8 protein-coding genes and 1 riboswitch are annotated in these 9,941 nt (G+C 72.7%); of the genes, 4 read left to right on the top strand and 4 right to left on the bottom strand.

Features of this window, described 5'->3' with window-relative positions; translation table 11 throughout:
- Positions 1 to 366: PRC-barrel domain-containing protein (locus FM076_RS04090; RefSeq protein WP_173868571.1), on the bottom strand; the 366-nt coding region annotated here is incomplete at its 3' end.
- 134 nt (positions 367 to 500) lie between these two features.
- Positions 501 to 598: riboswitch (glycine riboswitch) on the top strand.
- A gap of 190 nt (positions 599 to 788) precedes the next feature.
- On the opposite strand from FM076_RS04090, the gene gcvP reads away from it, so the two are divergent.
- A complete protein-coding gene (gcvP, locus tag FM076_RS04085) occupies positions 789 to 3,707 on the top strand; it encodes an aminomethyl-transferring glycine dehydrogenase (RefSeq protein ID WP_173868570.1) in 2,919 nt (972 codons plus the stop codon).
- Positions 3,708 to 4,011: 304 nt separating this feature from the next.
- Here gcvP and FM076_RS04080 read toward each other — a convergent pair whose 3' ends face one another.
- Positions 4,012 to 4,218 carry a DUF5999 family protein gene (locus tag FM076_RS04080; RefSeq protein ID WP_173874495.1) on the bottom strand — a complete coding sequence of 69 codons (207 nt, stop codon included), beginning with the start codon at positions 4,216 to 4,218 and terminating at the stop codon, positions 4,012 to 4,014.
- Positions 4,219 to 4,531: 313 nt separating this feature from the next.
- Positions 4,532 to 5,206, bottom strand: coding sequence for a hypothetical protein (locus tag FM076_RS04075; RefSeq protein ID WP_173868569.1), 675 nt, complete (start codon positions 5,204 to 5,206; stop codon positions 4,532 to 4,534).
- 503 nt (positions 5,207 to 5,709) lie between these two features.
- On the opposite strand from FM076_RS04075, the gene FM076_RS04070 reads away from it, so the two are divergent.
- Together FM076_RS04070 and FM076_RS04065 are read left to right on the top strand one after the other, a co-directional pair.
- Complete coding sequence (locus FM076_RS04070) at positions 5,710 to 7,203, top strand: glutamate--cysteine ligase (RefSeq protein WP_173868568.1); 1,494 nt, start codon at positions 5,710 to 5,712, stop codon at positions 7,201 to 7,203.
- A 365-nt stretch (positions 7,204 to 7,568) separates the two neighbouring features.
- Positions 7,569 to 8,384: a CPBP family glutamic-type intramembrane protease gene (locus FM076_RS04065; RefSeq protein ID WP_173868567.1), complete on the top strand. Its 816-nt coding sequence runs from the start codon at positions 7,569 to 7,571 to the stop codon at positions 8,382 to 8,384.
- Between the two features lie 87 nt (positions 8,385 to 8,471).
- On the opposite strand, the gene FM076_RS04060 is transcribed toward FM076_RS04065, so the two are convergent.
- Entirely contained in the window at positions 8,472 to 9,311 is an 840-nt protein-coding gene (locus FM076_RS04060; protein ID WP_173868566.1) for a PhzF family phenazine biosynthesis protein, read from the bottom strand.
- Positions 9,312 to 9,465: 154 nt separating this feature from the next.
- Between FM076_RS04060 and FM076_RS04055 the strand changes: the two genes are divergently transcribed.
- Positions 9,466 to 9,941: PadR family transcriptional regulator (locus FM076_RS04055; protein WP_243274776.1), on the top strand; the 476-nt coding region annotated here is incomplete at its 3' end.

Below are 9,941 nucleotides of genomic sequence, written 5' to 3'. Positions count from 1 at the left end.
GATACGCCCGAAGTCGCGGTCCGGGGGCGGCGGCGCCGGGGACTCGCCGGACGCCGGGACCTCCAGCCCGTAGTGGCGGTAGAGCTGGAGCTCCTGCTGCGGCGAGAGGTGGCGGCCCACACCGAAGTCGGGCGCCCCCCGGATCAGCTCCCGTTCGAACGGGATCCGCAACCCCGTCTCGTCCAGGCTGGAGGGTTCCAGCGGCACGAACGCGTCCCGGCTGAAGAGGCCGGTGCGCAGCGCCGCCCACTCGGGCTCGCCGGTGGCGTCGTCGAGGTACACCTCGTCCACGGTGCCGATCTTGTCGCCCCGGCTGTCGAACGCTTTGCGGCCGATCAGGCTCCGCGGATCTATGTCTGTCTGCACGGGTCTCCTCCCACGGCTGGTGACCTGCTGCTCATGCTCGTACTCACTACGAAACGGCACGTTGGGACCGTTGGCCACTCGAGTGCACTCCGGGTTACCGCTCAAGGGGGCGCTGATACGCTCGTCGTGGCTGTCGACCCCGTGCGGGAGAGTCCTCCGGTGAAGTTGCCGGAGGCGCCGAAGGAGCAACTCCTCCCCGGAATCTCTCAGGCTCACGTACCGCGCGGACGAGGTCACTCTGGAAAGCAGGGCGGGCCCCGGTCCAGTGCCGAAGCCCCTCCTCACCGACGGTGTAAGCCGAGCCTCCTGGATGTCGCGGGAGGATCGGTGAAACTCTCAGGTCGAGATGACAGAGGGGGAGGCCGTCCGGGCACCCGTAAAGGTGCCCCTCGCAGGTCGCACAGACCAGGAGGCCCCCGCAGATGACTTCCTCTCGCACCCCGCTCTCCGCGCTGGACGGCGGCACGCCTTTCGAGCGCCGCCACATCGGCCCCGACGCCGGGGCGCAGGCCAAGATGCTCGCGCAGGTCGGCTACGGATCGCTCGACGAGCTGACCGCGGCTGCGGTGCCCGACGTGATCCGCAGCACCGAGCTGCCGGCGCTGCCCGAGGCGCGCGGCGAGGCCGAGGTGCTGACCGAACTGCGCTCTCTCGCGCGCCGCAACCAGGTGCTGCACTCCATGATCGGGCTGGGTTACCACGGCACGTTCACGCCGCCGGTGATCCTGCGCAACGTCATGGAGAACCCCGCCTGGTACACCGCCTACACCCCCTACCAGCCGGAGATCTCCCAGGGCCGGCTGGAGGCGCTGCTCAACTTCCAGACGGTGGTCGCCGACCTGACCGGGCTGCCCACCGCCGGTGCCTCCCTGCTGGACGAGTCCACGGCAGCCGCCGAGGCGATGGCGCTCGCCCGCAGGGTCGGCAAGGTCAAGGAGGGGGTCTTCCTGGTCGACGCGGACTGCCTGCCGCAGACCGTCGCCGTGCTGCGGACCCGCGCCGAGCCCACCGGGGTGGAGGTCGTCGTCGCCGACCTGGGCGACGGCATCCCCGAGGAGGTCGCCGAGCGCGGCGTCTTCGGCGTGCTGCTCCAGTACCCGGGCGCCTCGGGTGCCGTGCGCGACCCGCGGGCCGTCATCGAGCGGGCGCACGAGCTGGGCGCGGTCGTCACGGTGGCCGCCGATCTGCTCGCGCTCACGCTGCTGACGTCGCCGGGCGAGCTGGGCGCGGACATCGCGGTGGGCTCCAGCCAGCGCTTCGGCGTGCCGATGGGCTTCGGCGGGCCGCACGCGGGCTACATGTCCGTGCGCGAGAAGTTCGCCCGCAGCCTTCCCGGCCGGCTCGTCGGCGTCTCCAAGGACGCGGACGGCGACCAGGCCTACCGGCTCGCACTCCAGACCCGCGAGCAGCACATCCGCCGTGAGAAGGCCACCAGCAACATCTGCACCGCCCAGGTGCTGCTCGCCGTGATGGCCGGGATGTACGCCGTCTACCACGGGCCGGACGGACTGGCCGCCATCGCGCGCCGCACGCACCGCTGCGCCGTGCTGCTCGCGGAGGGGCTGCGGGCAGGCGGCGTCGAGGTCGTCCACGAGCGGTTCTTCGACACGGTCACCGCGCGGGTGCCGGGCCGGGCGGCCGAGGTGGCCGGGCGGGCCCGGGAGGCCGGGATCAACCTGCGGGAGGTCGACGCCGACCACGTCGGCATCGCCTGCGACGAGACGACCCGCCGCGAGCACCTGACGGCCGTGTGGCAGGCGTTCGGCGTGGAAGGGGCGGACCCGGACGCGCTGGACGCGCGGATCGCCGGGGACGCCTCCCGGCCGGAGGCGGGGGCGGCGCTCCCCGAGGGGCTGCTGCGCACCGACGAGTACCTGACCCACCCGGTCTTCCACGAGCACCGCTCCGAGACGGCGATGCTGCGCTATCTGCGCCGCCTGGCCGACCGCGACTACGCGCTGGACCGTGGCATGATCCCGCTCGGCTCGTGCACGATGAAGCTGAACGCCACCACGGAGATGGAGCCGGTCACCTGGCCGGAGTTCGGCTCGCTGCACCCCTTCGCGCCCGCCGAGCAGGCCGAGGGCTATCTGACGCTGATCCGCGAGCTGGAAGAGCGGCTGGCCGAGGTCACCGGCTACGACAAGGTCTCCCTCCAGCCCAACGCGGGCTCCCAGGGCGAGCTGGCCGGGCTGCTGGCCGTCCGCGCCTACCACCGCGCCAACGGCCAGGAGCAGCGCACCGTCTGCCTGATCCCCTCCTCCGCGCACGGCACCAACGCGGCCAGCGCCGTCATGGCGGGCATGAAGGTCGTGGTCGTGGGGACCAGCGACAACGGCGACGTGGACGTGGCCGATCTGCACGCCAAGATCGAGCAGTACGGCGACCAGCTGGCCGTCCTGATGGTCACCTACCCCTCGACGCACGGCGTGTTCGAGGAGCACATCACCGAGGTGTGCGCGGCCGTGCACGACGCGGGCGGGCAGGTCTATGTGGACGGCGCCAACCTCAACGCGCTACTGGGCCTGGCCCGGCCGGGGCGGTTCGGCGCGGACGTCTCGCACCTCAACCTGCACAAGACGTTCTGCATCCCGCACGGCGGCGGCGGTCCGGGCGTCGGGCCGATCGGCGTGCGCGAGCACCTGGCGCCCTACCTGCCCAACCACCCGCTGCAGCCCGCCGCGGGGCCGGAGACGGGTATCGGGCCGGTCTCGGGCGCGCCGTGGGGCTCGGCCGGCATCCTGCCGATCTCATGGGCGTATGTGCGGCTGATGGGCGCCGAGGGGCTGCGCAGGGCGACGCAGGTGGCGGTGCTGAGCGCCAACTACATCGCCAAGCGCCTGGAACCGCACTACCCGGTGCTCTACACCGGCCCGAACGGGCTGGTGGCGCACGAGTGCATCATCGATGTCCGTCCGCTGACCAAGCAGACGGGCGTGAGCATCGACGACGTCGCCAAGCGGCTGATCGACTACGGCTTCCACGCGCCGACGATGTCGTTCCCGGTCGCCGGGACGCTGATGATCGAGCCGACGGAGAGCGAGGACCTGACCGAACTCGACCGGTTCTGCGAGGCGATGATCGCGATCCGTGCGGAGATCGACAAGGTCGGTTCGGGGGAGTGGGACGCGCAGGACAACCCGCTGCGCAACGCCCCGCACACCGCCGCGATGCTCGCCCGCGACTGGCAGCACGGCTACGGCCGTGAGGAGGCCGTCTTCCCGGCCGGGGTGGACGCCTCCGACAAGTACTGGCCGCCGGTGCGCCGGATCGACGGCGCCTTCGGCGACCGCAACCTGGTCTGCTCGTGCCCGCCGGTCGCGGAGTACGACGCCGGGTGACCCCGGGGCCGGTCCGGCGGGCAGCCGGACCGGCCCGCGAGGAGAGACGGCAACGGCACCGGGCGGGTACGGCGATCCCGTACCGGCCCGGTGCCGTATCCAGTGGTGATGCGCAACAGCCTTGGGCCGTATCCAGTGGTGATGTGCCACAGCCTTGGGCCGTATTCAGTGGTGATACGCCACAGCCTGGGGCCGTATCCGGTGGTGATGCGCCACGGCCCTGGGCCGTACCTCTGTGGCGACCTCGGACCGGCCCTGGGCCGTGACTCCGTGATCCTCCCGGCGTGCGTCCCGCGCGGCGCGCTCAGGCGGCCGTCGTGACGTGGCGGATGCCGAGCGGGCGGTGCGGAGCGATGATCTGGCCGTCCGGCAGCAGTTCTCCGGTGTCCTCGAAGAGGAGGACTCCGTTGCAGAGCAGGCTCCACCCCTGTTCGGGGTGGTGGGCCACGGGCCGCGCGGCCTCCCTGTCGGCTGAGTCCGCTGTCGGGCACGGTGGCTGGTGCTGGCACATGGTCGCTGTCGTCTTCCGTCGTGTGATGGCGTCTGTCCTGCGGCGCTTGCTTTGCATGGCCGATCCCCCCGTAACCCCGTACGTTCGGTCCGTCCCCCAGTGTTCCGCCGCCGGCTCGAATCCGCAGGGATTTCGCGTCAGCTCGTACCCAACCGCACAGACGCGTCACCCTCACGGGCGGTTGCGTCCAACACAGCGGTTCTTTCGGGGGAGTTCGGGGCACGGAAAGGACTAGTCCGTCCGGAGCAGCCCGCCTACGACGGCACGCCGACGTGTCCGGTCCCGCTCGCTGCGGCGTCGGTGTGTGCGACGGTCACGCCGGGGTGCGCAGCAGCGGCCCGGCCGCCGTACCGGGGGCGGCGGCCGGGGCGGCCACCAGCCGGCGGGTGAGCACCGGCAGCAGCGCGTCCACGCGGTGCGCGGTGTGCGGGGCGATGCCCGGCGGCGCGGGGGCCAGCGGGATCAGCAGGTCGGCCGGGTCGGGCGTCCCCTCGGCCGGATCGGCGGAGGCGTCCTGGTGCAGCCAGAGAGTGAGCATGTACAGCTCGGGCACGGACAGCAGGCGCGGCTGGTAGGAGGCGGGCAGCGCCTCGGCCTGCCGCACCGCCCGCACCGTGGAGAGCACGTAGGGCCCCTGCCGGAACTGGCCGAAGGCCCAGCCGTCCGCGGTCAGGACCGCCTCGGCGGTGCCGAGGTACGCCGTGCCCTGGCCGCCCTCCTGCCCGGTGGCCCCGTCGCGCAGCAGGAAGCGCCAGCCGGTCAGCCGGGTGCGGGGCGTGGGCGCCGCCGTCCTGGCGGCGCGCTCCGTGGCGTTGGGGGCCACCCGCGCCATCTCGTAGGTGGGCAGCGGGAGTTCGGCGCGCAGGGGGCCCTTGGCCGTGCGCAGCGCCGCGGGGACCCGGGTGCCTCTGACCGTTCTCGGGAGGCCGAGGGCGGTCTGGACGCTGCGCAGGGCCGGGGCGGGTGCCGGGGATACGTGCAGGGGCATGGCGGGACGCCTCTCTTCGGAGACACATGGTGCTGGCGTGGGCGCGGACGGCGGTGTCGGCGCGGAAAAGGACCGCGAACGCGGCGGGAGGGGTCGACAGGGGCGGCCGGGAACGCCAAGTCTCTGCCTCGTTGGCGTAGTTTATACGAGATGTGTTCGAAGAGTGTTTCCGCTAACCTGGCCCGGTGTTTCCTGAAAGGGCATAACCAGCCGAATCGGCAACCTTTTTACCTGCGGGTACGACAAGTGCGGGGCAATGACCTCGGAATTCACCGGAAACGCGGTCGGCCTGATGTCGCCGGTGTTTATCACGAGAAGTGTGCCGCAGGGCTGGGACGCCGCCGTATGCCCAGGGAATGTGCCGTCCGGCATCCGCCAGCCTAGCGGCGGTTACCCGCCCGGTCAGCCCTGCCAGGCGTTACCGGCGGCCGGGCAGGGCATCATCGGTGCACGCTCGGCCGGGACGGCCCCGGCACCAGCCCCGAGCAGGGAGGAAGCCTCCGATGGGAGAGAAAGTCGTCGCCGACAGGTTCGACCTGTCCGATCGACGGCGGTACCGGCAGAAGCTGCACGCGTGTCTCCAGGGACTGCGGCAGCTACTGGAAGAGAAGAGGTTCGACCGGCCCAGGAATCTGATGGGACTGGAGATCGAGCTGAATCTCGCGGACGCCGAGGGCCAGCCGCTCATGGTGAATGCCGAAGTTCTCCAGCGCATCGCGAGCGCGGATTTCCAGACGGAACTGGGGCAGTTCAACCTCGAAGTGAATATCGTGCCGCACACGCTCTCCGGACGCGTTCTCGACCAGCTCGCCGAGGAACTCCGCACCGGACTGGCGTACGCGGACCGGCAGGCCCGTGAGGTGGACGCGCGGATCGTCATGATCGGGACGCTGCCCACGCTCACCGCGCGCGACCTGACGTCCGCCAGTCTCACCGAGGTCGACCGCTACCGGCTGCTCAACGACCAGATCATGGCGACCCGCGGCGAGGAGATCGTCCTCGACATCGACGGCGTCGAACACCTGACCAGCACCTCGGAGTCGATAGCGCCGGAGTCCGCCTGCACCTCCGTCCAGTTGCACCTCCAGGTGACACCGGCCCGGTTCGCCGACGTGTGGAACGCCTCGCAGGCCATCAGCGGGGCGCAGATCGCCATGGGGGCCAACTCTCCCTTCCTGTTCGGGCACGAGCTGTGGCGCGAGTCGCGCATCCCGCTCTTCCAGCAGGCCACGGACACCCGGTCACCCGAACTGGCCGCCCAGGGGGTGCGACCGCGCACCTGGTTCGGGGAGCGCTGGATCTCCTCCGCCTACGACCTGTTCGAGGAGAACCTGCGCTACTTCCCCGCCCTGCTGCCGATCTGCGACGAGGAGGACCCCGAGCGCGTCCTCGCCACCGGCGGGGTGCCCACCCTCCCGGAGCTGACCCTGCACAACGGCACCATCTACCGCTGGAACCGGCCGGTCTACGGGATCATGCAGGGAGCGCCGCACCTGCGGGTGGAGAACAGGGTGCTGCCCGCCGGGCCGACGGTGACCGACGTGCTGGCCAACACCGCCTTCTACTACGGTCTCGTGCGCGCCCTGGCGGACGATCCGCGGCCGGTGTGGCAGCGGATGCCGTTCGAGTACGCCGAACGCAACTTCGAGGCGGCCTGCCGGTACGGCATCGAGGCCGAGCTGTGGTGGCCGCGCGCCGGCCGAGGCGGCCTCGCACGGCAGCCCGCCACCCGGCTGGTACGGGACGAACTGCTGCCGCTGGCCGCCACGGGGCTGGACGCCTGGGGTGTGGAGCCCGCGGACCGCGACCGCTGCCTGTCGGTGATCGAGGAGCGGTGCCGGCTGCGGGTCAACGGCGCTTCCTGGCAGGCGTCGGCCTACCGCCGGGCGCTGGAGTCGGGGCTCGACCGCGAGAAGGCGCTGGCGGCCGTCACACGCGCCTACTGCGACCGGGCGGCGGACGGCGCCGCCGTGCACACCTGGGACAACGGGCCCTGACGCCGGCTCTGACCGCGGCTCCTGGCGTCGGCTCTGACCACGGTTGCCGGCGACGGGACTTGGCGGCGGTTCCCGACGAGGGGTCCTGGGCGGCGCCGCTCGTCCGCCCTGCGCGCACGAGCCCCGGTCCTCCGGCGGGAGGCCGGGGACCGTGGGGGAGCCGGCCGGCGCCGGGCAGGCTCGCGGCGTCCGCGCGAGGGGACCGCGCCGTGCCCCCGCGGACCGGCCGCCGGGGAGTCGTCGGGCAAGCTGTGTCGTGGCAGGGCGGTCGACGTCCCGGAAGCTGTCCGCGCGGCGGCGTGCGGGAGGTACGGGCGCGACCGCCGGACGCACGTCGATACGGCACAGGCACACAGGAGGTACGGGTGCGCGCACAGGCGCCTGACAACCCGCCGCCCGCGCGGGCGGGTCTCGCCGGAGAGCGCCTGCCACGGCGCGCACTCCGTACGGAGACGTTGCTCGTCCTGGCCCTCTCCCTGGGGGCCAGCGGCGTCTCGTCGCTGATCAGCTTCGTGGGGGCGCTGACGAGGCCGGGCGGGCTGGGGGACCAGGCGGCGCGGCTCAACTCCTCGCAGGCGCCGGGGCGGCCGTGGCTCGACCTGGCCTGGCAGCTGTTCGGCATCGCGACCGCGCTGGTGCCCGTCGCGCTGGTGGCGCACCTGCTCACCCGCGAGGGGGCCGGCGGGCTGCGCGTCCTCGGCTTCGACCGGCGCAGGCCCTCCCTCGACCTGGGCGGGGGCGCGGTGGTCGCCGCGTGCGTCGGCGGCTGCGGCATCGGCTTCTACCTGCTGGCCCAGGCGAGCGGCTTCAACCTCACCGTCGAGCCGGAGTCGCTGCCCCAGGTGTGGTGGAAGTATCCGGTGCTGATCGCCTCCGCGGTGCAGAACTCCGTGCTGGAGGAGGTGATCGTGGTCGGCTACCTGCTGCGCAGACTGGACCAGTTGGGCTGGGCTCCGCTGTCCGCGCTCGCCGCGAGCGCGGTCCTGCGCGGCTCGTACCACCTCTACCAGGGCGTCGGCGGGTTCCTGGGCAATGTGGCGATGGGCGTCGTCTTCGTCCTCCTGTACCGGCGGTGGGGGCGGGTGGGGCCCCTGGTGGTGGCGCACGCGCTGATCGACATCGTGGCCTTCGTCGGCTACGCGCTGCTGGCGGGGAAGGTGGACTGGCTGCCCACTCCGTGAGGGCCCCCGCCGTGGAGCCCCGCGCCGCGGGGCTCCACGGCAGGGGCCCGGCCCCGCGGGCGCCCGCGCCGCCCATGGTGCGTGCGGCTACAGCGGTGTGCGCAGCGTCGCGTCCAGGACGGTGACCGCGCTGCCGCCCAGCAGTGTGCGGTCGCCGCGCAGTGTGGTGCGGACGTACCCGGTGCGCCGCGAGGCCTGAAGCCCCGTCAGGACGTTCCGGCCCAGCCGCCGTGACCACAGGGGGGCCAGCGCGGTGTGCGCGCTTCCGGTGACGGGGTCCTCCGGAATCCCCTGGGCGGGTGCGAAAACACGGGAGACGAAGTCGTGGGCGGGGTGCCCCGCGCTGCTCGCGGACGGCGTGGCGGCGGCCGTCACGACCGTCACCGGGCTGGGCAGCGCGGCGACGGCCACCGGGTCGGGGGACAGGGCGCGCACCGCGGGCTCGTCGGCCAGTTCCAGGACCAGCATGCCCAGCGTCCCGGTGTCCCAGGCGGCCGACGGCTCGGTGCCGAGCGCTCGCGCGGCACCGTCCGGCACGGGCACCGGGACCGGTTCGGCGGTGGGGAAGTCCAGGGTGAGCGTGCCGTCCGGTTCCCTTACGGCGCCGAGCACCCCGCCGCGGGTGCGGAAGCGCACGCGTTCGCCCACGCCCAGCAGGCCGTCGGCGGCGAGCAGGTGCGCGGTCGCCAGGGTGGCGTGGCCGCACAGGTCCACCTCCGTCGTCGGCGTGAACCAGCGCAGCGCCCAGTCCGCCTCCGGGTCGTCGGGGAGCGGGTGCGCGAAGGCGGTCTCGGCCAGGTTCATCTCGGCGGCGAGTGTCTGGAGGCGGTCCTCCCCAAGGAAGCCGTCCGCGCCCAACAGGACGACGGCCGCCGGGTTTCCGGTGTAGGGGCGGGCTGCGAAGGCGTCGACGGTACGGATCCTCATGCCCCAGGACGGTACGGGGCCGGCCGCGTTTCCGCGCGGGCGAGGGGCGCCTGGGGGTAGGCCGGGGCGGGCGGGGGCTTGTTATGCGATCGGTTCCGATATATCGTTGAAGCATCGCGACGGATCAAAGATGTGATGGTGAAAGGAGCCGGCGATGTATCCCTTCGGAGTGGAACGCGGCAAGGGGCGGCGCGGGGAGCCGGGCGCCCGTTATCACGGCCCCGGTCATGGCTTCGGTCCCGAGGGTCCCGGCGAGGCCGGACCCCTCGGGCCGCACGGGCCCGGCCGCGGGCACGGGCACCCGTTCGGTGGCGGGCGGGGCCGGGCGGGCTTCGGCCCCTTCGGGCCGCCGTTCGGCGGGCCTTTCGGTGCTGGGCCCTTCGGCGGCCGGGGGCGCGGCGGCCCGCGCGGCAGGGCGCGGCGCGGCGATGTGCGGGCGTCGATCCTGGCGCTGCTCAAGGAGCGCCCGATGCACGGTTACGAGATGATCCAGGAGATCGCCGAGCGCAGCGGCGGCGCATGGAAGCCCAGCCCCGGCTCGGTCTACCCGACTCTCCAACTGCTGGAGGACGAGGGCCTGATCGCCAGCGAGAGCGAGGGCGGCAAGAAGCACTTCTCGCTCACCGAGGC

It is taken from the genome of Streptomyces albus subsp. chlorinus, assembly GCF_013302895.1.
GTDB lineage: Bacteria > Actinomycetota > Actinomycetes > Streptomycetales > Streptomycetaceae > Streptomyces > Streptomyces chlorinus.
Note: the sequence above shows the minus strand (reverse complement) of the source record. Positions and strands in the feature narration are given on the sequence as shown.

Excerpts from the sequence above, each read along its gene's own strand:
- FM076_RS04080 (WP_173874495.1), bottom strand. The coding sequence starts at position 4,218 with ATGTGCCAGCACCAGCCACCGTGCCCGACAGCGGACTCAGCCGACAGG.
- FM076_RS04075 (WP_173868569.1), bottom strand. The coding sequence starts at position 5,206 with ATGCCCCTGCACGTATCCCCGGCACCCGCCCCGGCCCTGCGCAGCGTC.
- FM076_RS04060 (WP_173868566.1), bottom strand. The coding sequence starts at position 9,311 with ATGAGGATCCGTACCGTCGACGCCTTCGCAGCCCGCCCCTACACCGGA.
- gcvP (WP_173868570.1), top strand. The coding sequence starts at position 789 with ATGACTTCCTCTCGCACCCCGCTCTCCGCGCTGGACGGCGGCACGCCT.
- FM076_RS04070 (WP_173868568.1), top strand. The coding sequence starts at position 5,710 with ATGGGAGAGAAAGTCGTCGCCGACAGGTTCGACCTGTCCGATCGACGG.